Here is a 23,507-nt window from a genome sequence, read left to right on the forward strand (position 1 = left end):
TCTCCCCGCGCGCGGGGAGAGGGAAGAAAGCCCCGCCCCGCTTGACTCCGCCCCGCCGGCGCGCAAAGCCCTCGGGCCATGACCGCCTCCCCCGTTCTCGCCACGCCTTTGCGCCTCGCCGATCTCCTGCAGGCCGGACGGCCGCTGGTGATGGGCGTGCTCAACGTGACGCCGGACTCCTTCTCGGACGGCGGGCAATTCCTCGATCCCGCGACCGCGATCGCCCAGGCCGAGCGGATGGTCGCGGCCGGCGCCGACATCGTCGACGTCGGGGCGGAATCGACCCGCCCCTACGGCGGCGCGAAACCGGTCACGGCGGCCGACGAGATCGCGAGGCTCGCGCCGGTGCTGCCGGCCGTGGTCGCGATGGGCGTGCCGGTGTCTATCGACACGATGAAGGCCGCGGTCGCCGCATGGGCGCTCGACCAGGGGGCCGCCATCCTCAACGACGTGTGGGGGCTGCAGCGCGACCCGGAGATGGCGCCGCTCGCGGCGCGCCGCGGCGTGCCGATCGTCGTCATGCACAATCGCGACCAGGCCGACCCGGCGATCGACATCGTCGCCGATGTCGAGGCGTTCTTCGCCCGCTCGCTCGCCATCGCGGCCGAGGCCGGCCTCGCGCCCGAGCAGATCGTGCTCGACCCCGGCATCGGCTTCGGCAAGACGCCGGCGCAGAGCATCGCGACGCTCGCGGCGACGCGGCGCTTCCTCGGCTTCGGCCGGCCGCTGCTCGTCGGCGCTTCGCGAAAACGCTTCATCGACAGCGTGTCGCCCGCCCCGCCCGACCAGCGGCTCGGCGGCTCGATCGCCGCCCATCTGCTCGCCGTCCTCGACGGCGCCGCGATCGTGCGCGTGCACGACGTCGCCGAGACCGTCCAGGCGCTGAGAGTCGCCGCCGCCATCCGGACCATGACATGACCGCCGCGCACGACACCGTCTTCATCACCGGCCTCGCCGTTCACGCCTATCACGGCGTGATGGAGCACGAGCGCACGGTCGGCCAGACCTTCCATCTCGACCTGACGCTGTCGGCCGATCTGTCGGAGGCGTCGCGCACCGACAAGCACTCGACAACGGTCTCCTACGACCAGGTGGTCGAGTGCGCGACCCGCGCCTTCGCCGAGAAGCGCTGCCGGCTGATCGAGGCGGCGGCCGCCGCCGTCGCCGACGCCGTGCTGGCGCAGTTCCCGCGCGTCGTCGACATCCGCATCACGGTGCACAAGCCGCACGCCCCGATCCCGGCGACCTTCACGGATGTCGGCGTGTCGATCCTGCGCAAGCGGAATGGCTGAGGCGGTCCTCTCGCTCGGCGGCAATCTCGGCGACGTCCGCGCGACACTTTTGCGCGCGCTCGAGATGCTGTGCGAGGACGGCACCGTGACGCTCGTCGCCCGCTCGTCCGACTACGCGACGCCGCCGTGGGGCGACACCGACCAGCCGGCCTTCGTCAATCTCTGCGCCATCGTCGCGACGACGCTCGCGCCGCACGATCTGCTGCGCCGCGCCCGCGCGGTCGAGACGGCGCTCGGCCGCGACCGCGCGCACGAGCGGCGCTGGGGCCCGCGCCCCGTCGACATCGACATCATCACGTATCGTGATCCAGAGGACGCCGACGCGCCCGGCGAGGTGGCGCTCGACACGCCCGATCTCGCACTGCCGCATCCGCGCGCCGCGGAGCGTGCCTTCGTGCTGGTCCCGCTCGCCGAGATCGCCCCGGATCTGAGCCTCGGGGGCACGGCTGTGCGGGATCTGGTCGCGCGACTCGACACCCGCGACATCACCAGACTGTCGACCAAATAACGTCGCATCCGTAGATCGCCGGAGGCGTCCGCGGAGAAGGGCGCCGGACCGCACGACCAGATACGGACCTATACTTACGCACTGCCGCGAAGGACCCGGATCCGATGGTGGTCCAGCCATGCAGGCGCCATCGTTTCCTTGGCGAAACGCATCGATCGTGGCATCTTCCGCGCCATGACCCAGACCGCCGAAGACCTCACGCTCGCCGGCGAGTTTCCGCCGGCCACCCGCGAGCAGTGGCTCGCGCTCGTCGAGGGCACGCTGAAAGGCGCGCCCTTCGAGAAACGGCTCGTCTCCAAGACCTATGACGGGCTGCGCATCGAGCCGCTCTATGCCGGCGACCACACCGCCCACCCGGTGGCGGCGCGCGCCAGCGGCGCCCCCTGGCAGGTGATGCAGCGGGTCGACCATCCCGATCCGAAGGCGGCGAACGCCCAGGCGCTTCACGACCTCGAGAACGGCGCCACCGGCCTGACGCTGGTGTTCGCCGGCGGTCTCGGCGCCCGCGGCTACGGCATCGCCGGTGACGCCGACACGCTCGGAAAAGTTCTCGATCAGGTGCGGCTCGATGCCATCGCGATCGAGCTTCAGCTCTCGCCGCAGGCGCGCGAAGCGCCGCAGCGCCTCGCCGATCTGGTGGCGGCGCGCGGGCTCGCGCCGTCGGCGCTCGACATCCGCTTCGGCATCGACCCGATCGGCGCCATGGCGGCCTTCGGCAAGGCGCGCATCGCCTGGCCCGACATGACGAAGGAGTTCGTCGTGCGGGTGCGCGATCTCGCGGCGCGCGGCTTCAAGGGGCCGTTCGCGGTCGCCGACGGCCGCGTCGTCCACGACGCCGGCGGCTCGGAGGCGCAGGAGCTCGCCTATATGCTCGCGGTCGCGCTCGCCTATGTGCGGGCGCTCGAGGCCGACGGCATCCCGCTCGACGCGGCGCGCAAGACGGTGTTCTTCCGCGTCTCCGCCGACGCCGACCAGTTCCTCACGATCGCGAAAATTCGCGCCCTGCGGAAACTGTGGGCCCGGGTCGAGACGGCCTGCGGGCTGGGCGCGTCGCACATCGTCGTCTCGGCCGAGACGGCGTGGCGGATGATGACCAAGCGCGATCCCGCCGTGAACATGCTGCGCGAGACCGTCGCGGTGTTCTCGGCCGGCGTCGGCGGCGCCGACGCGCTCACCGTGCTGCCGTGGACGGCGCCGCTCGGCCTGCCCGACCGCGCCGCGCGCCGCATCGCCCGCAACACGCAGCTGATCCTGCTGGAGGAGTCCTATCTCTCCAAGGTCGCCGATCCGGCGGCCGGGGCCGGCGGCATCGAGACCTTGACGCACGAGCTGTGCGAGACCGCCTGGACGCTGTTCCAGGAGATCGAGGGCGTCGGCGGCATCTGGCCGGCGCTGACCGAAGGTCTCCTTCAGAAGAAGGTCGCGGGCGTCCGCGCCGCGCGTGAAAAAGCGGCGGCCGGGCGGCGCGATCCGATTACCGGGGTGAGCGAGTTCCCGAACATCGCGGAAGGCGCTCCGGCCGTGCTCGACGTCGCCCCGCCCGCCGTGGCGGCGCTGCCGGCCGGCGTGAGCTTCGCGCCGCTCGCGGCGATGCGCATCGCCGAGTCCTTCGAGGCCCTGCGCGACGCCTCCGACGCGGCGCTCGCCAAGACCGGATCGCGGCCGAAGGTGTTCCTCGCCAATCTCGGCAAGCTCGCCGGCTTCACGGCGCGCGCCACCTTCACCAAGAACTTCTTCGAGGCGGGCGGCATCCAGGCGGTGACCAACGACGGCTTCTTCGTCGACGGCAAGACCGACCTCGCGGCGCTGGCCGCCGCCTACAAGGCGTCGGGCGCGCAGCTCGCCTGCCTGTGCTCGTCGGACGACGGCTATGCGGCCGAGGCGGTCGAGGCCGCCAAGGCGCTGACCGCGGCGGGCTGCCCGCACATCTACCTCGCCGGTCGCCCCGGCGAGCGCGAAGCGGAGTTCAAGGCCGCCGGCATCGGCCATGCGATCTTCATGGGCTGCGACGTGCTCGCGACGCTCGAGGAGGCGCAGAAGCTCGCCGGAACGGCTGCCTGAGACGAGGCGACGGCGCGGCCGTGCGGACACTCGCTCCGCACGGCCGCGCCGAACGCCGTGACGGGGTCTTCGACCGGACGACGCGACCGCAAGACGCGACGGAACGACGCGACAGAACGACCCTTCGCCCGCGCCACGGGCGCGGCATACTCTGATGAGGACATGGCGGCCGGCGGGTCGCATCTCGCACGAGGCTCGAACATGACGAGGATTCCGGATTTCGCCACGGTCGCGTTCGCCGACACCGCCGATCCGCCCGCCCCGGCCGGAAACGGTGCGGCGCCCTGGGTGACGCCGGAAGGCATCGCCGTGAAGCCGGCCTACGGCGCCGGCGATCTCGCCGGGCTCGACTTCCTCGACACCTATCCGGGCGCCCCCCCCTTCCTGCGCGGCCCCTACCCGGCCATGTACGTGACGCAGCCGTGGACGGTGCGGCAGTACGCCGGCTTCTCGACCGCCGAGGACTCCAACGCCTTCTACCGCCGTAATCTGGCGGCCGGCCAGAAAGGCCTCTCGGTCGCCTTCGACCTCGCGACGCACCGCGGCTACGACTCGGATCATCCGCGCGTGTCGGGCGACGTCGGCATGGCCGGCGTGGCGATCGACTCGATCTACGACATGCGCACGCTGTTCTCCGGCATCCCGCTCGACCAGATGAGCGTGTCGATGACCATGAACGGCGCCGTGCTGCCGATCATGGCGCTCTACATCGTCGCCGCCGAGGAGCAGGGCGTGCCGCCGGCCAAGCTCGCCGGCACGATCCAGAACGACATCCTCAAAGAGTTCATGGTGCGGAACACCTACATCTATCCGCCCCTGCCCTCGATGCGGATCATCTCCGACATCTTCTCGTTCACCTCGCAGAACATGCCGAAGTTCAACTCGATCTCGATCTCCGGCTATCACATGCAGGAGGCGGGCGCGACGCAGGACCTCGAGCTCGCCTACACGCTCGCCGACGGCGTCGAGTATGTGCGGGCCGGCATCGCGGCCGGGCTGACGATCGACAAGTTCGCGCCGCGTCTGTCGTTCTTCTGGGCGATCGGCATGAACTTCTTCATGGAGGTGGCGAAGCTGCGCGCCGCGCGCCTCCTGTGGGCGAAGCTGATCAAGCCGTTCGACCCGAAGGATCCGCGCTCGCTCTCGCTGCGCACGCACTCGCAGACGTCTGGCTGGTCGCTCACCGCGCAGGACGTCTACAACAACGTGGTGCGCACCGCGATCGAGGCGATGGCGGCGACGCAGGGGCACACCCAGTCGCTGCACACCAACGCGCTCGACGAGGCGCTGGCCCTGCCGACCGACTTCTCGGCCCGCATCGCCCGCAACACCCAGCTGTTCCTGCAGCAGGAGAGCGGCACCTGCCGGATCGCCGATCCGTGGGGCGGCTCGTTCTATGTCGAGCGGCTCACCTACGAGCTCGCCAAGACCGCCTGGGGCCACATCCAGGAGATCGAGGAGCTCGGCGGCATGGCCAAGGCCATCGAGGCCGGCATCCCGAAGCTGCGCATCGAGGAGGCCTCTGCCAAGACGCAGGCGCGCATCGACTCCGGCGTGCAGTCGGTGATCGGCGTCAACAAGTACAAGCCCGAGAACGAGGCGGCGATCGACGTCCTCAAGGTCGACAACTCGGCCGTCCGCACGATGCAGATCGAGAAGCTCGAGCGGCTGCGCAAGGAGCGCGACCCGAAGGCCGTGGAAGCCGCGCTCGACGCGCTGACCCACGCCGCGTCCGATCCGGCGAAGGGGAACCTGCTGGCGCTCGCCATCGACGCCGCGCGGAAGAAGGCGACGGTCGGCGAGATCTCGCTGGCGCTGGAGAAGGTGTTCGGCCGGCATCGCGCGGAAATCCGGGCGATCTCGGGCGTCTACAAGCGGGAGGCCGGCGCGATGTCGCAGGGGATCGATCGGGTGCAGAAGCTGGTCGCCCAGTTCGAGCGCGACGAGGGCCGCCGGCCCCGCATCCTGGTGGCGAAGGTCGGCCAGGACGGCCACGACCGCGGCCAGAAGGTGATCGCGTCGGCCTTCGCGGATCTCGGCTTCGACGTCGACATCGGCCCGCTGTTCGCGACGCCCGGCGAGGCGGCCCGTCAGGCCGTAGAGAACGACGTCCACATCGTCGGCGTCTCGTCGCTCGCCGCCGGCCATCTGACGCTGGTGCCGGAGCTGAAGGCGGCGCTCGCGGCGGAGGGCCGGCCCGACATCATGATCGTGGTCGGCGGCGTCATCCCGCCGCAGGACTGGGACGCCCTGAAGGCGTCGGGCGCCGAGGCGATCTTCCCGCCCGGCACCGTGATCGCCGATGCGGCGATCGAGCTGGTCAAGAAGCTCAACCAGCGCCTCGGCCACGCCCGCGAGGCGGCGGAGTAGCGGCACAGTCATCCCGGGGCGCGGGCGAAGCCCGCGGACCCGGGATCCATAACCCCTGTCTGTGAGTATGGATTCCGGGCTCGCGGACCTGACGGTCCGCGCCCCGGAATGACGACTGTAACTGAACCCGCCTCCCCGCTCGCGAGACCAAAACCTGTGGCCGCCGGCCTTTGTCCCGAAGGCCGGCCGGTTCGTTCACAGGTGCCCCCGCATGTCCTCGCGCTCCGACTCCTCGACGTCGCTGTCCTCGCTTCCGATGCCGTCGCGCTTCGCCCGCCCCGTCTCCGAGCGCCGCGGGCGCCGGCTCGCCCGCGAGCTGAAGGCCCTCTACGTCATGCGGGATCACATGCGCACCCGCGACATCGTCTGGGCCGTGCTGGCGATCCCGCTGCTCGCGCTGGCGTGCCTCCTGGTCGGCGTGAAGCTGCACTGGCTGACCGACCACCCGCTGATCGGAATGGGCGGCGCGCTCGCCGCCGGCGCGATCATCTTCGCGATCGGCCGGCGCTGGCTCGTGCTGGCCGTCCTGATCGTGAGCGGGCTCCTGGTGATCCTGTTCGAGGACCTGCCCGACGTCGGCGACCTCGGCTCCGGCGGCGAGGATCGCAAGGAGGCGCGCCGCCGCAAGCTCGAGCGCGCCATTGCCAAGCGCGAGGCCTTGCTGCAGACGAACGGCACCCTGACGCTCTGATCCGGACCCCGCGATGCACCTCCCCCGCACTGCCGCCGCAGCCGCCGCCGCGCTGCTGATCGCGCTCGCACCCGCCGCCGCCGACACGGTGATGTCGGCCAAGACCAAGTATCTCGACCTGAAGGTCGAGGTCGACGGCGCGCTCAAGAGCACGCCCGGCCTGTTCGAGAACCTCGCCACCGAAGGCAAGACCTGGGGCGCGGCGAACCGCCGCGACGCCGACAAGGCATGGAAGCAGGACCCGTCCGACTTTTCCGACGGGCGGAGCTGGGGCTTCGAGCGCGAGTATTCGCTGTTCTCGACGGCCGGCCGCTATGTCGGCGTGCTGCGGCGCGACTACGCGTTCACGGGCGGCGCCCATCCGAACACCGTGATCGACACCATCCTGTGGGACACGCAGGCCAAGAAGCAGGTGAGCGTCCGGCCGTTCTTCACCGAGACGGCCGACAACGGCCCGACCATGCGGGCGCTGGCGACGCTCATCCGCGACGCGGTGGCGAAGGAGAAGAAGGCACGCGACGTCGAGGTCGCCGCCGACCCGGCCAAGGACGAGTGGCTCAAGGAGATCGCCCCGTCGCTCCTGAAGCTCGGCCCGCTGGTGCTGGCGCCGTCGAACGAGCCCGGCAAGAGCGGCGGGCTGTCGGTGCATTTTTCTCCGTATGCGGTCGGCCCTTATGCCGAAGGTCTCTACACGGTCGTGATCCCGTGGCGGACCTTCGCGCAATATCTCTCGCCGGAGGGCCGCGCCGTGTTCGGTGGCGAGCCGCCGCCGCCGAAGAAGGAGGATTGACCGCGGCTCACCCCATGTCGGCGAGGCGGAACGTGAAGCCCGGGATGGCGGAACATGCGAGCGTCGCGTCGGCCGGATGCGTCACGACCGAGGACCAGCCGTCGCCCACCGGCTCCTTGTGCACGATCGTCAGCCGCTCGGTCGCGTCGATCACCCAGTACTCGCGAATTCCGTGGCGGGCGTAGAGCCGCGCCTTGACCTTGCGGTCGTAGGCCGTGCTGGTGACGGCGACCTCGATCAGCAGCAGCACGTCCTCGGCGCGCGGCTGGGCGAAGCTCTTCGGGTCGGCGTCATAGACGGACTGCGAAATGACGCACAGATCCGGCTCGACGAGAATGTCGCGGGCGAGCTGAACCGTCACCTCGATCCCGACATAGAGGCCGGGTCCGACCGCCCGCGCCAGCGCGAGAGTGAGCGCGTTCTTGACCCGATCATGCGCGACGCTCTTCGCCTGCATCGGAACGATCTCCCCCTCGATCAGCTCGAAGCTCTCCTCCGGACCGATCAGACCCACCTCGATCATTCGGCGGATGTCGTCGACCGTGAAGGCGCGGCGGGGGAAACCTTCGGCACCACGGGTGACGGCGACGGTCGTGGTAGCGACGCTCATGGGCGAGCCCTCGTTCGAGGTTCTCAATATAGGCCGGCCCTGGCGCGGCGGCGAGCCGGCCGCGGGCCGCCTCAATGCGCCATGCCGCGCGGGCGGCGGCGCTCCAGGAGCTCGCGGAACCACAGCTCGCCGCGCACCGCGGCGAGATCCTCGTCGGCGGCGACGTGCTCGGCCGGCGGCAGCGTGGCGGCGCGCTCGGCCGCCTCCAGGGCCTCGCGGCAGTCCTCGGTGCGGCCGCGCAGCGCCGCGATGCAGCCGAACGTGTAGGTCTCGTCCGGCACCAGCGCGAGGGCGGCGCGACAGGCCTCCTCGGCGCGAGCGAGAACGGCGTCCGCCGCGTCGAGATCGTCGGCGCGATGCGCCAGCGCGATCAGCGCGGCGACCCGATCGCACATGATGTCGTAGTGACGAGGATGGACGCGTAGCGCCTGGGCGAACACGGCGTCGGCGAGGCCGTGGAGGCGCTCGGCCTCGTCGGGATCGTCACAGGCGGCAGCCCGGGCGACGAGATCGCCGGCCCAGACGGCGAGGGCGTCGCTGCGGTCCGGCTGCCGCTGCGCCGCCGCGGCGAAGCGGTCGTCGGCGAGATCGAACAGCCGCTCGGCCTCGGCCGGCGTCGCGGCCCGGCGCGCCAGGGCCGCGCTCACGGTCGCCCAGGCGAGCAGCGCCTCGGCCGGCAGCGCCCCCAGCGTGGCGGCGACCGCGAGCTTCACGTCGGCCGCGTCCAGGAGGCGGCGTGCCGCCGCCGCGTCGGCGAGCCGGGCGGCGCGGTCGGCGAGCGTCCGCGCCTCGTCGACCAGCGCCGGCGCCGGGTCACCGGCGGACCGCAGCATCCCGGCGAAGGCCTCGTCGGCGACGCGCCCGATCGCCCTGCGTTCCGTCATCGGGTGTGGTTCCGGAACGGCCGGCGCTGTCGCCGTGACGCCGACGGCGGCACCCGATGCGCCGGCCGGCACCGGGCTGTCGTGGTGTGTCGCCACGGCCGCCGATGGTTCGGGCCCGGCCGAGGCCGAGACTGGTGCTGCCGCGGGCGCGGCTCCTGCTGCTGGTGCGGAGGTCTCCGGCACGACGCCCGCGTGCCGGCGCGGCGGTCCAATCGTCGGCGCCTCGGCGGGACGGCGCGCCCGCGCGATCGGGCTGTCGCCCCAGCTGCGCGGATCGCCGGCCCGCACCTCGCGGCCGCCGCGGCGGCGGACCGGATGCGGCTCGTCGCGCGTCTCGGACGGCTCCGCCGGCCGCCGGTCCGCGATGGACCGATCGGCGGCATCCGCCCATCCGGTACGGTCGTCCATCATCGCGCCTCGTCGGCTGCACCGCCGTCGCCGCGAAGCGAACGCGACGGTACGTCATGACCACGTCGCGAACGCTAGCATCGACGCGGGCCGACGGACAACGCGCGGCGGCGCGGCCCGTCCCCCGCTCGATCAACAAACGGAGAGTCCATCGTGACGGCGGCTCCCCTCACCGGGGCGAGGAGAGCCGCGATCATACCGACGAGCTAACACGCCTAGCGCGCATCCACCACGGCACGATGATCGACGATCTCGCGGGCGTGGCGGACCACCGTGTCGGCGACGATGGCGTGGCCCTCGGCGGTCGGATGGAAGGCGCCGGAGTAGAGCGCCGCATAGGCCGGCTGGAGGACGTCGAACGGCGAGATGCCCTCGGCGTGCGTGTTGGCCGTGAGGAAGGCGTCGTTGGGGTTGTGGATCAGCCGCCAGCGCTTGCCGTAGGGCAGCGCCGCCGCCGGCGAGTAGGGCTTGAAGTCGTCGATCGAGAGGGCGAGGCGCGGCATCGCCATGTTGACCTGATCGACCAGCGCGCGCTGCGGATCGCGGGCGCAGACGCCGCGCCTGGCGAACAGGTTGGTGTGCTCGGTGACGAAGCGGAAGCCGGTGCCGTTGCCGGTGGCGAGCCGCGGACAGCCGGGCCGCTTGCGCGCGTCGGCGATGCACTCCTGGCGGGCGCGCAGCTCGCGGGTGAAGTCGGACACCTGCTGGACGCGCGCCGTGCTGAACTGCAGCTTGGGATGCACGTCGAGCCCCAGCGTCGGCTGGGTGCCGCAGACCTTGCCGTTCTCGTCGTACTCCACCGGCTCGTAGGCGTTGTGCAGCACGGTCGAGGGATCGACGCCGAAGCCGTCGGTCAGCGCGTCCTTGAGGGCCTTCATGCGGCGGTCGAGCACGTCGAGATAGACGCGCGCCACCGACGGCTCGAAGCGCAGCGTGTGGCTCACCAGCCCGGCGATCGGGGCGAGATCGGCGGCGCTCTCGGTGATGCCGTAGGCGACCAGCGCGCCGAAGCCGACGTCGTTGCCGCCGATCGAGAGAAGCACCAGATCGATCGGCCGCTTGCGGCTCTCCGGCGGGCACCAGAACTTGGTGAAGGCCTGCGACTGGATCGAGGTCGAGCCCGAGCGGTAGACGGGCAGCGTGTAGGTGACGTCGCGCGAGCGCGGCGCGCCCGGCCGGCAGATCAGCTCGGTGAGCTGGTCGAGCTGCGGCACCACGCTCTTCTGGGCGTTCGGGCCAGTGGTCTGCTCGCGCGGCTCGCGCGGGCCGAACAGGCCCTCGACCGTGTCGGAGCCCGAGCAGGCGAGGCTGACGAAGCTGACGGCGCGGTGGCGATCCTCCAGGGCGAGCTGGATGCCGACCCGGAACGGGTAGCCGTATTGCGAGCGGTGGCAGTCGGCCGACAGCCACTGGGCCCGACGCCTGTCGAAGGCGGCCTGGAACTCCGGCGAGGTCGGCCGGAACACCAGCCCCTTCTCCTCGTCTTCCATCAGGCGCTTGGGCAGCGACTTCGGGTTCACGCCGTCGGGCGCCGAGGCGACGCTGTAGGTCGGCATCCGCATCGAGCGGGTGGCGACGTCGTCGCGGGTGTTGACCGGGTCGTAGACCATCTCGCGCCCGGCGCTGAACACCACCGGCCGGTCCGGGTTGCTCTCGCCCGAGGCGAAGCTGTCGCCCATGGCGACGACCAGCACGTCCTCGACGATCACGTTGGCGTCGGTGAGCTCGCGGCCGTCCGGCAGCGTGACGGCCACCACGGCGCCGGAGGCCGCCCGGCTGGTCGAGTACGGCACCCGCTTGATGACGAACGGCTTGGCGCAGGCCTGCCGCACCGTCTCGCCGGCGCCGCCGCGGCGCGGCTTCCACGTCCAGGTGCAATCGCCGGCGACCGGCGCGGCGCCCGCGGCGGGCTGGAGCTGCTCGGGCGCGATCCGCACGACCACGGTGTGGGCGTCGGGGAGGATGGTGTCCTCCTTGGCCTTGCCCCAGGAGTACTGCCGCTCGCACACGGTCGGATACCGGCGCGGCCGCGCGTCGCGGTCGTAGCAGGTCATGTCGAGGGTCTGGGCGGCCCAGCCGAGCCGGCTCTTCTCGTAGTTGCGGCCGGCCGTGGCGGCGCAGGACATCGGGGTGGAGGGATCGCGGCAGTCGGGATCGTTGAGCTTGCGCTCGGTGCGCCACACGATGTTGCCGGGGAGCGGATCGGCCGGATTGCCGCGCACGCTCTTGTAGGCGCGCTCGTGCAGATCGAAAGCGGCGGTGCGCTTGAAGAACCGGAAGGGACTCTCGACCTCCCAGACCAGGTCGGCGGCCTGCGCGGCCCCGGCGGGCACCGCCAGCGCGACGCCGGCCGCGACCACGGACAGGGCGACGATCGACGTCGGCCGCGTCAGGTTCTTGGAGCCCATCAGTGCTTTGGAGCGCATGAGTGTCCCCCCTCCGGCGCCGGTTTCTCCAATGATATCGGTTTGGTCGCGGTGTGGGAGAGGAAAGTTCAATCGTCGTTAACCACGCCTTTAAACCATTGATTAACCATGCGATCCCTCACCGCGGGGCGGACCGTCGGGCAGCCTCTGCCGCGCCGGCGGGCATCCGGCTTATGCCTCATAATTGCGGAGTGCGAAACGGCGGCACCGGTAAGCCGCCGCCCGACGCGCATGGCGCGGTCGAGCCCGCAGACGTTCCTCCCCGGGCCGTCCTGCTCTACACAGGGGGAGAGCGAGAGGAATCCCATGAATCCGCGCCCTGCCATCGTCCCGTCCGTGTCCGACATCGACCGCCTCGTCGCCGGCGTGCGGGCGGGCGAGCGCGCCCTGCTGGCGCGCGCCATCACGCTCGCCGAATCGAAGCGCGCCGATCATCAGCAGGCCGCCCGCATCCTGGTGCAGGAGCTTCTGCCGGCGACCGGCAAGGCGATGCGGGTCGGCATCACCGGGGCGCCCGGGGTCGGCAAGTCGACCACCATCGATGCGCTCGGCAGCCACCTCACCGGGCTCGGCCACAAGGTCGCGGTGCTGGCGGTCGACCCCTCCTCGGCCCGCACCGGCGGCTCGATCCTCGGCGACAAGACCCGGATGGCGCAGCTCTCCGCCGATGCGAACGCCTTCATCCGGCCGTCGCCCTCGGCCGGCACGCTCGGCGGCGTCGCCGCGAAGACGCGCGAGACCATGCTGATCTGCGAGGCGGCCGGCTACGACGTGATCCTGGTCGAGACCGTCGGCATCGGCCAGTCGGAGACCGCGGTCGCCGACATGACCGACATGTTCCTCGCCCTGATGCTGCCGGGCGCCGGCGACGAGCTGCAGGGCATCAAGAAAGGCCTGGTCGAGCTCGCCGACATGATCGCGGTCAACAAGGCGGACGGCGACAATCTCGCCCGCGCCCGCGCCGCCGCGGCCGAGTACCGGGCGGCCCTGCACATCCTGTCGCCGCGCTCGCCGAACTGGCAGGTGCCGGTCGTCACCTACTCGGCCTACACGGGCGACGGCCTCGCGGCGTTGTGGACCAAGGTGGTCGAGCACCGCGACACCATGACCAAGACCGGCGAGCTCGCGGCGCGGCGGCGCGACCAGCAGGTCAAGTGGATGTGGTCGATGGTCGAGGACCGCGTGCACGGCCGCATCGCCTCCGACCCGACGCTGACGGCGAAGCTGCCCGAAATCGAGGCCGAGGTCGCCGACGGCCGCCTCTCTCCCGCCGTCGCCGTGGACCAGATCTTCGCCGCGCTGAAGTGGTGAGCGACGGGCGGCCGTAGGGTGGGCAAAGCGAAGCGTGCCCACCTTCGGATCGTCGTGTCACGGCGGAGTGGGCACGGCGCGTGCCGCGCCTTTGCCCATCCTACGAAACTGACATTTCGTCATCCCGGGGCGCGGACCGCAGGTCCGCGAGACCGGGATCCATACTCCCGGTGTCGGTGGCTCACGACAGACAGGGTTATGGGTCCCGGGCTCGGCGCTGACGCGCCGCCCCGGAACGACCGAGCAAACATCGCGCGCTCTATTCCACGAGAAGCTGAGATGACCACCCTCCTGATCACCGGCTTCGGCCGCTTTCCCGGAGCACCGTCGAACCCGACCGCGGCGATCGTGCGGGATCTGATCAGGCGCCGCCGGCCGGCGCTCGCCGCGCATCGTCTCGTCGGCCACGTGTTCGAGACGTGCTGGGAGGCGGTCGATCGTGACCTGCCGATGCTGGTCGACCGAGAGCGCCCCGAGATCGTGGTGCTGCTCGGCGTCGCGACGCGGGCCGATCGGGTGCGGCTCGAGCTTGTCGCGCGCAATCGCAGGACCATCCTGTTTCCGGATGCCGGCGGCGCCCGTAGCGACGTGATCAGGATCGCGCCCGGCGCTCCGTTCTTCCGGCCCGGGCGGTTCCCGGTCGCCCGGCTCGCCGCGGCGCTGCGACGAGGCGGCCTCGTACCGGCGCTGTCGCGCAACGCCGGCGGCTATCTGTGCAACTACGCGTATTGGCGCGCCCTGGACGCCGCGCAGGTGCCCGGCGGGCCGAGGCTCGTCGTGTTCGTGCACGTGCCGCCGCTGCACCGGCTGCGTGACGGAGGCCGGTCCCCGTCGCCCACGTCCCGGCGCCCGGCCGGTCGTCGTCTCGTCACCGCGCACGACCGTCTCGTCACCGGATTGGAGCACCTTCTCGTCGCCGCCCTGGCGCACCCGTAGGTCGCGTCACGTCCGGATTCAAGAGCCCGAAGGTCGGCCTTTCGCCGCGCGAAACGGCGGAACCGGGCTCTGTCGGCGCCGTTACCCAGGCATCAGCGAACGGACGGAGGTACCGCATGAACTGGGATCGCATCGAAGGCAACTGGAAGCAGGTCAAGGGCACGGTCAAGGAGAAGTGGGGCAAGCTCACCGACGACGACCTCACGACCATCGACGGCAAGCGCGACCAGCTCGAGGGCAAGCTCCAGGACCGCTACGGCTACACCCGCGACCAGGTGAAGAAGGACGTCGACGACTGGCTGCGCAGCAGCTCGTGATCGGCTGATCGGCAGTCGCCCAGACAAGCGTCGTGATCAGCTCCCGAACGGATGCTGATCACGAAGTCATGGCAGCCTCTCGGTGGCGTCGGCGGCGTAGGCAAGGGCTTTTTCAGAATCGCTCGGTCGTCCCGGGTCGGCGCGTGAGCGACGAGCCCGGGATCCATAACCCCTGTCTGTCGTGAGTCACCGACACCGGGGTTGGATCCCGGGCACGCGGACCTTCGATCCGCGTCCCGGGATGACGAATTCTGCATGCCCTCGCCTGCTCAAACGCCGTCGCAGGAGGCGGCGGTTTCGCCCTTTTCAGAGCGTTCTCTGGCGAGGGATGCTCGTCTCGACGCCCGGAGCCTCTGCCCCGGGCGTTCGTCATCGGGCCCTGGCATGCCGGCGGGTGGCTCCCCATGTATGATGCCGCCCCATGACCGAGCCGTCCGCTCTTTCCTCTCCCGCACCGTCGTCGTCCGAAGCCTCGTCGCAGAGGCCCCGGTCGCGTCGCCGACGTATCATGATCCTCGCCATCCTCGCCGTCTTCCTGCTGCCGCTCGCCGTGCGGGCGGCGCTCCATGCCGCCGGCGCCGCGCCGAAGAGCTGGCGTGACGCCGACTGGTCGAGCATCGGCAGCCTGCCGCCCGCCGCGGCGCATCCGGACGCCCGCGTCCTGGTGCTGAGCGGCCAAACCGGTGGCTGGAAGGGCGTCGTCGCCGTGCACAGCTGGATCGTCGTGAAGGAACAGGGCGCGAAAAGCTGGTCGCGCTTCGACGTGGTCGGCTGGGGCAATCCGGTGCGGCTGAACGGCTGGGCGCCTGACGGCCGCTGGTACGGCAACCCGCCGATCGTCATCGCCGACGTGTCGGGAGACGCCGCGCAGGCGCTGATCCCGCGCATCCGCGAGGCCGTCCGCACCTATCAGTGGGCGAATGCCGGCGACTACCGGGTGTGGCCGGGGCCGAACAGCAACACGTTCGTGGCCAGCGTTCTGCGCGCCGTCCCCGAGCTCGGCGTCGCCCTGCCGGCGAACGCGATCGGCCGCGACTTTCGTCCCGGCCCCTATGTCGGGACGAGCGACAGCGGCACCGGCCTCGAGGCGAGCGCCTTCGGGGTGATCGGCGTGAAGGCCGGCTGGGTCGAAGGCGTCGAACTCAATCTGCTCGGCCTCGTGGCCGGGCTCGACCTGCGGCGCCCGGCCCTGAAGCTGCCCGGCTGGGACCGCATCGGCCTCGATCCGCTGCCCGACGCCGTGGCGGCCGGCCGCTGACGCAGCATCGTCACCTGGCAACGTCACCTTGTCACGTCTCGGCCCGCCGCGGCGCGCGGCCGTGTGACCGGGGGACGACTAAGTAATCGCACCAAGACGCGCCGGGGCGTTCCGACACGCGATAGTGCACGACGTTCGAACCGCCACGATCCCGCGTTGCGCCGTGTGTTCTGATCCCGATTCGCGTTCGACGACACCCCTGCCCGCACGGGCGGTGCGAGGCGCGTCATGACGATCGTGATGGCCCGCTGTCCCTATCGGGATCAGCCCGTCTCGACCGGAATCGAGATCGATGCCGCGGCCTTTGCGGCCATGCCCGAAAGCCTCGTCCTGGCGCGCTGCCCGCTGTGCGGGCTCGAGCATGTCTGGTGGAAGTCGGAGACGTGGCTCGAACCGGCCGGTCACGCCAGCCCGGTCGAGACCCCGAGCGACTGATCGACGCCGCTCGGCTGGCTCATCACCCCGGCGGGCATCACGTCGATGGTGTCGGCGATCTCGTCGGCGGGCCGCTCCGCGGGCAGGTCCGCGTCTGCGTCCGCGACGACGATGCGGATCTCCGGGACGGGCGCGGCTCCGACCAGCTCCGCCGGCGCGGCCGCTGCGGGCTCGTCCCACAGCGCCACCGCGGCGGTCCACAGCTCGACCTCGCGGACGGCCTCGCGGGTGCGGGCGAGGAACTCCTGCTCGTCGAAGTAGCGTCGCCAGCGTCCGGACTTGTAGAGCTCGACCAGATGAGCACGGCGCCGCTCGGCCAGCTCGAGGCCCTTGCGGCTGGTCGCGGCCGAGAAGGCACGCGGAATCGTCGGGGGCATGGGAGTCGCCCGTTGTCTGTGAGATCCCGAGGGTGGAACTCGCTTACAGGAAGGCGACCGAATCAGCGACGCGCCGCAGTGACGACTTTATGTCGTTACCTCGATCACCCACCATCGTAGTTTCCACAATGATGATGCGAGCGTGTGACACTCGTGCAAACGAGCAACACTCGCGCACCAGATCCGAGCGCAGGCGTCGTGCCTCAACCTAAAATGATCAGATCGTCATGACGCGAATGGAGCGCATGACGCAGCGCAGCATGATGCAGCGCAGAATGACGAACGGCGAGAAATGAAGGGATGAGCCGAGGGGCGAGGCAGGCGAGAGCGAGCTGATCAGTTCGCGAGTGCAGCGCACATCGCCCTGTCCGACATCCACGGAGCGTAGCTGCACTCGCATCGACGCAGGGGACTGCCCAGGCAGCGTCACTGCGACTTGGCGACGAAGCCAACCACCGCGGTCTCGGCCTGAAGCGCGGCGATCGCGCGGCCGATCTCGGCCTCGTCGAGGGTCTGGTCGGAGAGACGGACCTTGAACAATCCGCCGGGCTTCGGCCCGTCGACGATCGCCACCCGGCGCGTCTCCAAAAGGTGGGTGACTTCGGCGGCGCTGGCCTGCGGCTGGAAGCGGATCAGCGCGAACGTGCCGGTCGCCTCGGCGGTCGGGCCGGCCGAGCCCTCGTAGGAGGCCATTTCCAGCTTGCCGCTCTCCTGCGGCGCGAGGCTGAGCCCGGCGATGACGCTCGCCTGCACGACGATCACGAGGGCGGCGGCGGCACCGGCCCAGGCGAGGGTGCGCGGCGACAGCGCGTCGAGGACGCCCGTCAGCCGGGCGAGAAACCCGGCTGCCCGCGGCCGGCGGGCAGGCCCCTCCTCCGCCGCGATGGCGGCGAGCACGCGGTCCATGGCGCGCGCCGACGGCGCGCCGAGGCTCTCGTTGAGGTGGACGGTCTCGGCCATCTCCTCGCAGACCAGCTCGAAGCGTTGCGCCAGCTCGGGGTCGCGGGCCAGCGCCTGCTCGACGGCCTCGGCCTCCTCGCGCGAGAGCGTGCCGGCGGCGTGCCATGGCAGCATCTCTTCGAGCGCGGCGCGGTCGAGACCTCGTTTGTCCGTCGTCATCATGGCCAACCTCGCTCGACCCCGGCCGCCTTCAGCAGCTCGCCCAGCTTCTTGCGCGCATAGAACATGCGAGTCTTCACGGTGTTCTCCGGGATGCCGACGATGCCGGCCACGTCCTCCACCGACTTCTCGTGGTAGTAGACGAGGTCGATGATCTCCCGGTGCTCCGGGCTCAGCGACTGGAGGCACTTCCGCAAGACCGCACCCTTGTCCTTCTTCTGCACGGCGACCTCGGGATCGTCGGACGGATCCTCGATCGCCGATGCCGCCTCGTCGTCGAGCTCCTCGTCGCTCTTGCGCCGGATCGCCGACAACGCCTTGAACCGCGCAATCGCGAGGAGCCACGTCGAGACGGCACTGCGGCCTTCGAACCGGCCGGCCTGCCGCCACACGTCGAGGAACACCTCGCTGATCAAGTCCTCCGCCACCGACTGGTGACCGACGATCCGCAACACGAACCGGTAGACCCGCACGTGGTGGCGGGAGAACAGCACCTGCATGGCGAGCCGGTCGCCGTCGGCGATCCGAGCGATCAGGTCGTCGTCCGAAGTTCTTGAATCGGCTTTCAACGGTCGGCTCGTGAGGGTAGTCGCGCGGAAAATGGCACGGGTTCAAACTCGTCGGGCATGGATCGGGGCCGTTTTGTCGATCCGGACCGGGTGCGGCAGATGTGCAACACTCGGGCGTCGCTGGCTAGGCGAAAATCGCGCCATCCCAGCGTGGTGCATGGAAATCGACGATCGGTTCGATCCCGCTGCACCGACGCGGCGCGAAGCCCCGCCCGAGCCCACACCGGTATGCCGCCCTGCCCGTCCGGACGGTTGTCCGTCAGGCCGGGCGGCGGGCGCGCCTTGCCACAACTCTAGCATGTCGCGCCCGATTCCGGATCACGCGACACGACGGTTGCAGCCGTCCGATGTGTCGGCATAACAGGGGTTTATAAAGAAACGTCGGGTGCCTATGGCGCCCGGGACAACAAGGCGGGGAGCGATGGGCGAGTTCGGGATCGGCCAGCCGGTGCGGCGGGAGGAAGACCCCTATCTGCTGCGCGGACAGGGCCGCTATGTCGGCGACGTGGCGCTGCCCGGCGAGCTGCGCGCCGTGGTGGTCCGCTCCCCCCACGCCCATGCCGAGGTCGTCACGGTCGACACCGAGGCGGCTCGGGCCATGCCGGGGGTCGTATTGATCCTGACCGGCCGGGACGCCGCGACGGCGGCGCTCGGCACCCAGCGCCCCCACACCCGGCGGACCCGACGGGACGGGTCGCCGGCCTTCGTCACCCCGCAGCCGATGCTGGCGACCGACCGGGTCCGCCATGCCGGCGAGGCCGTCGCGCTCGTCGTCGCCGAGACGCTGAACCAGGCCAAGGATGCCGCCGAGGCGGTCGTCGTCGCGTACGCGCCCCTCCCGGCCGTGCCGACGCTGGCCGACGCCATTGCGCCCGGGGCGCTGCCGGTTCACGACGGCTGTCCTGGCAACGACGCCTTCTTCCATGCGCTCGGCGACGCCGCCGCGACCGAGCTGGCGATCGCCGGCGCCGCGCGCGTGGTGCGCCGACGGCTGACGATCAGCCGGGTGCTGGCCAATCCGATGGAGCCGCGCGGCTGCCTCGCCGAGCCCGACCCGCGCGGCGGCCGGCTGACGCTCCGCTGCACCACCCAGGCCCCCCACACGCTGCGCCGGATCCTCGCCGGCGAGATCCTGCGCATGCCGGAGGCGCGCCTGCGGGTGATCTCGGAGAATGTCGGCGGCGGTTTCGGAGCGCGCGGCCAGGTCGCCCCCGAATACGCGCTCGCCTGCCTGGCGGCGAAGCTGACCGGCCGGCCGGTGCGCTGGACCGCCGACCGCAGCGAGACGTTCCTGTCCGACGAGCACCACCGCGACAACATCTCGGACGCCGAGATCGCCCTCGACGCGGAGGGCAAGGTGCTGGCCCTGCGGGTGAAGACCTACGCCAATCTCGGCGCCTACTACGGCGCCGACCGTGCCGCCGGCCCGCCGCTCAACAATCTCGGTGTGCTCGCCGGCACCTATGTGATCCCGGCCATGCGGGTCGAGGTGACGGGCGTGCTGTCGAACACGATGGTCACGGGCCCCTATCGCGGCGCCGGCCGGCCCGAAGCGGCCTTCGTGATCGAGACCATGATGGACGCCGCGGCACGCGCGCTCGGCCTAGACCCGGTGGAGCTGCGCCGCCGCAACACGATTCCCGCCGACGCGATGCCGTTCAAGACGGCGCTGGTCTACACTTATGATTGCGGCGACTTCGGCAAAAACATCTCCGACGCGCTGACGCTCGCCGAGGCGGACGGCTTCGCGCAGCGGCTCGCGGACTCCCGGGCGCGCGGAAAGCTGCGCGGCATCGGCGTATCGAGCACGGTGGAGGCGTCGAACGGCGGCCTGATCGAGCACGCCGACATCCGCTTCGACCCGGGCGGCTCCGTCACGGTGTCGGTCGGAACGCATGATCACGGCCAAGGCCACCAGACGACGTTCCGCCAGATCGTCGCCGACCGGCTCGGCCTGCCGGCCGACCAGATCGAGTTCCGCTACGGCGACACCGCCGAGGTCGACATCGGCACCGGCACGTTCGGCTCGCGCTCGACCGTCACGGCCGGCAGCGCCATCGTGGCCGCCGCCGACAAGATCATCGCCAAGGCGACCCTGATCGCCGCCGCGCTCCTGGAGGCCGATCCGGCCGACATCGCGTTCGCCGACGGCCGCTTCACGGTGGCCGGCACCGACCGCGGCCTCGGTCTCGCCGCGGTGGCGCGCGCCTCGTTCACGCCGGCGAAGCTGCCGAAGGGTGTCGATCCCGGCCTGTTCGAATCGCACACCTCGGACGGCGGCGTGCGGACCTATCCGAACGGCTGTCACGTCGCCGAGGTGGAGATCGACCGGGACACCGGCGTCGTCACGCTCGCCCGCTACGCCGCCGTCGACGACGTCGGGCGGATGATCAATCCGCTGCTGGTGGAAGGCCAGATCCACGGCGGCGTCGCGCAGGGGGCCGGCCAGGCGCTGATGGAGGGGATCGTCTACGACCCGAGCGGCCAGCTCGTCACCGGCGCGTTCACCGACTACGCGATGCCGCGCGCCTCCGACTTCCCGCCGATCCTGCTCGGCGAGAACGAGGTGCCGACGAAGACCAATCCGCTCGGCGTCAAGGGCGCCGGCGAGTCCGGCACGGTCGGAGCACTGTCGGCGATCGCCAGCGCGGTCGCCGACGCGCTCGTGCGTATCGGTGCCGAACCCGTGACGATGCCGGCGACCCCCGAAAAAGTCTGGCGAGCCATTCGTGCCGCTGCGTCATAGCGGCTCCCCGTCACAATCCACTCCGGATCAGTGCTTATTGAATTATCTTGGTTTTTGGCTCTGATGTGAGATGCCGTGACGGCCAGAGGGAATCGACGAGGCCGCGGCCTTATGTTGTAGTCGCTCCGGACGCGGTCGCGGGGTGATGTGAGCGAAGGCCGCGTGCGATCCTGGACGGACGACACGGCGTCTTCCAACAGGCATCGGTGACGAAGGGGGCGGGCAATGGCGCTCGACGAGGAACTACGGTCGACTCTCGCGAAGCGGCGCGGGAAGATCATGGCCGCCGGCGGCGCCAAGAAGACCGACGAGCGCCACGCAAAGGGGCTGATGACGGCCCGTGAGCGGCTCGCGGGCCTGCTTCAGGACGGCACCTTCCAGGAGTACGGCGCCCACGCCAAGCACGCCTGCACGGCGTTCGGCATGAGCGAGGTCGAGATCCCGGCAGACGGCGTCGTGGTCGGCACCGGCTACGTGGCCGGCCGCCAGATCGCCGCGTTCAGCCAGGACTTCACGGTCGTCGGCGGCACGCTCGGCAAGATGCACGGCCAGAAGATCGTGTGGGCCATGGACTACGCCGAGAAGAACGGCGTGCCGCTGGTCGGCTTCAAGGATTCGGGCGGCGCCCGCATCCAGGAGGGCATCGACGCGCTCTCCGGCTACGGCGAGGTGTTCTATCGCAACGTGGTGCTCTCCGGCGTGGTGCCGCAGATCGCCATCATCGCCGGGCCCTGCGCCGGCGGCGCCTCCTACTCGCCCGCCCTGATGGACTTCATCATCATGACGCGGCAGAACGCCCAGATGTTCATCACCGGCCCGCAGGTGATCAAGTCGGTGTCGGGCCGCGACGTGAGCATGGACGACGTCGGCGGCGCCGAGATGCACGCGGCGGTGAGCGGCAACGTCCATCTGCTCGCCGACGACGACGCGCACGCGATCGAGCTGACCCGCAAGCTCCTGTCGTTCTTCCCGAGCAACAACACCGAGGACCCGCCGCACGCGCCGACCCCGGAGCTCGACCTCGAGCCCGATGCCGGCATGGACGCGCTGGTGCGCTCCGACGCCTCCGATCCGATGGACATGCACGCCATCGTGCGCCGCGTCCTCGACGACGGCGACCTGTTCGAGATCCACGCGCAGTTCGCCAAGAACCTGATCGTCGGCTTCGGTCGCGTCCAGGGCATCATCGTCGGCGTGCTCGCCAACAACTCGATGGAGAAGGCCGGCTGCCTCGACATCGACTCTTCCGACAAGGGCGCGCGCTTCATCCGCTTCTGCAACGCCTTCAACATCCCGATCGTGACGTTCGTCGACGTGCCCGGCTTCCTGCCCGGCATCGACCAGGAGCGCGGCGGCATCATCCGGCACGGCGCCAAGATGCTGTTCGCCTATTCCAGCGCCACCGTGCCGAAGATCACCATCGTGACCCGCAAGGCCTATGGCGGCTCCTACCTCGCGATGTGCAGCCAGGAGATGGGCGCCGACGTGGTGTTCGCCTGGCCGACCGCGCAGATCGCCGTGATGGGCGGCGAGGGCGCCGTCAACATCCTGTACAGCAAGGAGCTGAAGGCGATCGAGGACGCCGGCGCCAAGAAGAAGAAGCGCAAGGAGTTCGTCGAGCTCTACAGGAACGAGTTCGCCTCGCCCTACCTCGCCGCCTCCAAGGGCTACATCACCGACATCATCGAGCCGGAGATGACCCGGGCCACCGTGTCGCTGTCGCTGCGCAAGCTCCTGACCAAGCGCGAGCTGCGGCCGGCCAAGAAGCACGGGCTCATTCCGCTGTGATGCAGCTTCCAGACGAGAACCCACGGACCGTCATGACGCTCAGAATCGGAGTCCATCGACCATGACTCAGGAGATGGGAGGTCTTCTCCTCCAGCTCTACGGCTCCTTCCTGGTGAGCGCCGTGGTCGCCGCGCTGACGGCGATCGTCACAGTCAGGATCATGACGCGCCGGCAGCCGGCCGCCACGACGACCGCCGCGGTTCCGGCCGCGGCGGGTGCGCCCGCTACGGCCGCGGCCCAGGCCGGCCCGGTGCTCGGCCCCGGCGTCGGGGCCGACGACCTCGCCGTGATCGCCGCGATCGCGGCGGCGGCCTTCGGCGCCCATCGCGTCGTCTATATCGGCGAGGCACGACCCGGCTCCGGCTGGACCTCGCAGGCGCGCACGCGCCACCATGCCTCGCACTCGCCTTACAAGCCCAACAACCACTGACATCGCGCCGTTCGGGACGAGACCAATCATGATGAGACATCTGCGGATCACTGTCGACGGCCGGGTTTTCGACGTCGTCGTCGAGGACGTCACCGAGTCCGGCGCCTACACGCCCGCTCCGATTCCGGCGCCCGTCGCCCACGCTCCGGTCGCGGCACCGCGGCCCGCGCCCGCCCCGGTC

At 70.6% G+C, this 23,507-nt stretch carries 22 protein-coding genes; 15 read left to right on the forward strand and 7 right to left on the reverse strand.

The window, feature by feature from the left end; all coding sequences use genetic code 11:
- Positions 1–78 precede the first annotated feature (78 nt).
- The 7 genes from folP to CCR97_RS25110 all read left to right on the forward strand — a co-directional run bounded on the left by folP (position 79) and on the right by CCR97_RS25110 (position 7,712).
- The gene (gene folP, locus CCR97_RS25080; RefSeq protein ID WP_111359955.1) at positions 79–918 is read left to right on the forward strand and encodes a dihydropteroate synthase; all 840 of its coding nucleotides are present in this window, start codon (positions 79–81) and stop codon (positions 916–918) included.
- Positions 915–1,292 carry a dihydroneopterin aldolase gene (gene folB / locus CCR97_RS25085; RefSeq protein WP_111359956.1) on the forward strand — a complete coding sequence of 126 codons (378 nt, stop codon included), beginning with the start codon at positions 915–917 and terminating at the stop codon, positions 1,290–1,292. The genes folP and folB overlap by 4 nt, the downstream gene beginning before the upstream one ends.
- Positions 1,285–1,800 carry a 2-amino-4-hydroxy-6-hydroxymethyldihydropteridine diphosphokinase gene (folK, locus tag CCR97_RS25090; protein WP_111359957.1) on the forward strand — a complete coding sequence of 172 codons (516 nt, stop codon included), beginning with the start codon at positions 1,285–1,287 and terminating at the stop codon, positions 1,798–1,800. The genes folB and folK overlap by 8 nt, the downstream gene beginning before the upstream one ends.
- Positions 1,801–1,974: 174 nt before the next feature.
- The gene (locus tag CCR97_RS25095) at positions 1,975–3,861 is read left to right on the forward strand and encodes a methylmalonyl-CoA mutase family protein (protein ID WP_111359958.1); all 1,887 of its coding nucleotides are present in this window, start codon (positions 1,975–1,977) and stop codon (positions 3,859–3,861) included.
- 201 nt (positions 3,862–4,062) lie between these two features.
- A complete protein-coding gene (scpA, locus tag CCR97_RS25100) occupies positions 4,063–6,231 on the forward strand; it encodes a methylmalonyl-CoA mutase (RefSeq protein ID WP_111360472.1) in 2,169 nt (722 codons plus the stop codon).
- Positions 6,232–6,442: 211 nt separating this feature from the next.
- Positions 6,443–6,922, forward strand: coding sequence for a hypothetical protein (locus tag CCR97_RS25105; RefSeq protein WP_111360391.1), 480 nt, complete (start codon positions 6,443–6,445; stop codon positions 6,920–6,922).
- Positions 6,923–6,935: 13 nt separating this feature from the next.
- A complete protein-coding gene (locus CCR97_RS25110; protein WP_111360389.1) occupies positions 6,936–7,712 on the forward strand; it encodes an RsiV family protein in 777 nt (258 codons plus the stop codon).
- A gap of 7 nt (positions 7,713–7,719) precedes the next feature.
- Here CCR97_RS25110 and CCR97_RS25115 read toward each other — a convergent pair whose 3' ends face one another.
- The 3 genes from CCR97_RS25115 to CCR97_RS25125 form a co-directional block, all read right to left on the reverse strand.
- A complete protein-coding gene (locus tag CCR97_RS25115; RefSeq protein WP_111360387.1) occupies positions 7,720–8,322 on the reverse strand; it encodes a Uma2 family endonuclease in 603 nt (200 codons plus the stop codon).
- A 71-nt stretch (positions 8,323–8,393) separates the two neighbouring features.
- Positions 8,394–9,206, reverse strand: coding sequence for a hypothetical protein (locus CCR97_RS25120; protein ID WP_201159984.1), 813 nt, complete (start codon positions 9,204–9,206; stop codon positions 8,394–8,396).
- Between the two features lie 623 nt (positions 9,207–9,829).
- Positions 9,830–12,040: an SGNH/GDSL hydrolase family protein gene (locus CCR97_RS25125; protein ID WP_146618749.1), complete on the reverse strand. Its 2,211-nt coding sequence runs from the start codon at positions 12,038–12,040 to the stop codon at positions 9,830–9,832.
- Positions 12,041–12,346: 306 nt separating this feature from the next.
- Between CCR97_RS25125 and meaB the strand changes: the two genes are divergently transcribed.
- The 5 genes from meaB (at position 12,347) to CCR97_RS25150 (ending at position 16,297) form a co-directional block, all read left to right on the forward strand.
- Positions 12,347–13,351 carry a methylmalonyl Co-A mutase-associated GTPase MeaB gene (meaB, locus tag CCR97_RS25130; protein WP_111357397.1) on the forward strand — a complete coding sequence of 335 codons (1,005 nt, stop codon included), beginning with the start codon at positions 12,347–12,349 and terminating at the stop codon, positions 13,349–13,351.
- A 279-nt stretch (positions 13,352–13,630) separates the two neighbouring features.
- Entirely contained in the window at positions 13,631–14,287 is a 657-nt protein-coding gene (locus CCR97_RS25135; RefSeq protein WP_170145841.1) for a pyroglutamyl-peptidase I, read from the forward strand.
- Positions 14,288–14,403: 116 nt separating this feature from the next.
- Positions 14,404–14,604, forward strand: coding sequence for a CsbD family protein (locus CCR97_RS25140; protein ID WP_111357395.1), 201 nt, complete (start codon positions 14,404–14,406; stop codon positions 14,602–14,604).
- A 508-nt stretch (positions 14,605–15,112) separates the two neighbouring features.
- Entirely contained in the window at positions 15,113–15,862 is a 750-nt protein-coding gene (locus tag CCR97_RS25145) for a DUF3750 domain-containing protein (protein WP_244670659.1), read from the forward strand.
- A 228-nt stretch (positions 15,863–16,090) separates the two neighbouring features.
- Entirely contained in the window at positions 16,091–16,297 is a 207-nt protein-coding gene (locus CCR97_RS25150) for a hypothetical protein (RefSeq protein ID WP_111357393.1), read from the forward strand.
- On the opposite strand, the gene CCR97_RS25155 is transcribed toward CCR97_RS25150, so the two are convergent.
- The 4 genes from CCR97_RS25155 to CCR97_RS25165 all read right to left on the reverse strand — a co-directional run bounded on the left by CCR97_RS25155 (position 16,264) and on the right by CCR97_RS25165 (position 18,362).
- Complete coding sequence (locus CCR97_RS25155; RefSeq protein ID WP_111357392.1) at positions 16,264–16,674, reverse strand: TIGR03809 family protein; 411 nt, start codon at positions 16,672–16,674, stop codon at positions 16,264–16,266. The two genes, CCR97_RS25150 and CCR97_RS25155, sit on opposite strands and share 34 nt — an antisense overlap.
- Positions 16,675–16,891: 217 nt before the next feature.
- Positions 16,892–17,053 carry a hypothetical protein gene (locus CCR97_RS31425; RefSeq protein ID WP_170145840.1) on the reverse strand — a complete coding sequence of 54 codons (162 nt, stop codon included), beginning with the start codon at positions 17,051–17,053 and terminating at the stop codon, positions 16,892–16,894.
- 47 nt (positions 17,054–17,100) lie between these two features.
- Entirely contained in the window at positions 17,101–17,796 is a 696-nt protein-coding gene (locus tag CCR97_RS25160) for a hypothetical protein (RefSeq protein ID WP_111357391.1), read from the reverse strand.
- Positions 17,793–18,362: a sigma-70 family RNA polymerase sigma factor gene (locus CCR97_RS25165; RefSeq protein WP_111357390.1), complete on the reverse strand. Its 570-nt coding sequence runs from the start codon at positions 18,360–18,362 to the stop codon at positions 17,793–17,795. The genes CCR97_RS25160 and CCR97_RS25165 overlap by 4 nt, the downstream gene beginning before the upstream one ends.
- 421 nt (positions 18,363–18,783) lie before the next feature.
- Here CCR97_RS25165 and CCR97_RS25170 point away from each other — a divergent pair, with 421 nt between their 5' ends.
- From CCR97_RS25170 to CCR97_RS25180, 3 genes are all read left to right on the forward strand, one after another.
- Positions 18,784–21,108, forward strand: a complete 2,325-nt coding sequence (locus CCR97_RS25170; RefSeq protein ID WP_111357389.1) for a xanthine dehydrogenase family protein molybdopterin-binding subunit — start codon at positions 18,784–18,786, stop codon at positions 21,106–21,108.
- A gap of 225 nt (positions 21,109–21,333) precedes the next feature.
- A complete protein-coding gene (locus CCR97_RS25175; RefSeq protein ID WP_111357388.1) occupies positions 21,334–22,896 on the forward strand; it encodes an acyl-CoA carboxylase subunit beta in 1,563 nt (520 codons plus the stop codon).
- A 61-nt stretch (positions 22,897–22,957) separates the two neighbouring features.
- Positions 22,958–23,326 (forward strand): hypothetical protein, encoded by a 369-nt coding sequence (locus CCR97_RS25180; RefSeq protein WP_201159985.1) that lies wholly within the window; start codon positions 22,958–22,960, stop codon positions 23,324–23,326.
- The last annotated feature ends 181 nt before the right edge of the window (positions 23,327–23,507 follow it).

The sequence above is a fragment of the Rhodoplanes elegans genome (assembly GCF_016653355.1).
GTDB classification, from domain to species: Bacteria; Pseudomonadota; Alphaproteobacteria; order Rhizobiales; family Xanthobacteraceae; genus Rhodoplanes; species Rhodoplanes elegans.

Coding starts and splice junctions, on each gene's coding strand:
- CCR97_RS25135 (WP_170145841.1), top strand. CDS start 13,631: ATGACCACCCTCCTGATCACCGGCTTCGGCCGCTTTCCCGGAGCACCG.
- CCR97_RS25115 (WP_111360387.1), bottom strand. CDS start 8,322: ATGAGCGTCGCTACCACGACCGTCGCCGTCACCCGTGGTGCCGAAGGT.
- CCR97_RS25105 (WP_111360391.1), top strand. CDS start 6,443: ATGTCCTCGCGCTCCGACTCCTCGACGTCGCTGTCCTCGCTTCCGATG.
- CCR97_RS25170 (WP_111357389.1), top strand. CDS start 18,784: ATGGGCGAGTTCGGGATCGGCCAGCCGGTGCGGCGGGAGGAAGACCCC.
- folP (WP_111359955.1), top strand. CDS start 79: ATGACCGCCTCCCCCGTTCTCGCCACGCCTTTGCGCCTCGCCGATCTC.
- scpA (WP_111360472.1), top strand. CDS start 4,063: ATGACGAGGATTCCGGATTTCGCCACGGTCGCGTTCGCCGACACCGCC.
- CCR97_RS25095 (WP_111359958.1), top strand. CDS start 1,975: ATGACCCAGACCGCCGAAGACCTCACGCTCGCCGGCGAGTTTCCGCCG.
- CCR97_RS25110 (WP_111360389.1), top strand. CDS start 6,936: ATGCACCTCCCCCGCACTGCCGCCGCAGCCGCCGCCGCGCTGCTGATC.
- CCR97_RS25180 (WP_201159985.1), top strand. CDS start 22,958: ATGACTCAGGAGATGGGAGGTCTTCTCCTCCAGCTCTACGGCTCCTTC.
- folK (WP_111359957.1), top strand. CDS start 1,285: ATGGCTGAGGCGGTCCTCTCGCTCGGCGGCAATCTCGGCGACGTCCGC.
- CCR97_RS25150 (WP_111357393.1), top strand. CDS start 16,091: ATGACGATCGTGATGGCCCGCTGTCCCTATCGGGATCAGCCCGTCTCG.
- CCR97_RS25155 (WP_111357392.1), bottom strand. CDS start 16,674: ATGCCCCCGACGATTCCGCGTGCCTTCTCGGCCGCGACCAGCCGCAAG.
- CCR97_RS25175 (WP_111357388.1), top strand. CDS start 21,334: ATGGCGCTCGACGAGGAACTACGGTCGACTCTCGCGAAGCGGCGCGGG.
- CCR97_RS25120 (WP_201159984.1), bottom strand. CDS start 9,206: ATGACGGAACGCAGGGCGATCGGGCGCGTCGCCGACGAGGCCTTCGCC.
- CCR97_RS25160 (WP_111357391.1), bottom strand. CDS start 17,796: ATGATGACGACGGACAAACGAGGTCTCGACCGCGCCGCGCTCGAAGAG.
- CCR97_RS25145 (WP_244670659.1), top strand. CDS start 15,113: ATGATCCTCGCCATCCTCGCCGTCTTCCTGCTGCCGCTCGCCGTGCGG.
- CCR97_RS25125 (WP_146618749.1), bottom strand. CDS start 12,040: ATGCGCTCCAAAGCACTGATGGGCTCCAAGAACCTGACGCGGCCGACG.
- meaB (WP_111357397.1), top strand. CDS start 12,347: ATGAATCCGCGCCCTGCCATCGTCCCGTCCGTGTCCGACATCGACCGC.
- folB (WP_111359956.1), top strand. CDS start 915: ATGACCGCCGCGCACGACACCGTCTTCATCACCGGCCTCGCCGTTCAC.
- CCR97_RS25140 (WP_111357395.1), top strand. CDS start 14,404: ATGAACTGGGATCGCATCGAAGGCAACTGGAAGCAGGTCAAGGGCACG.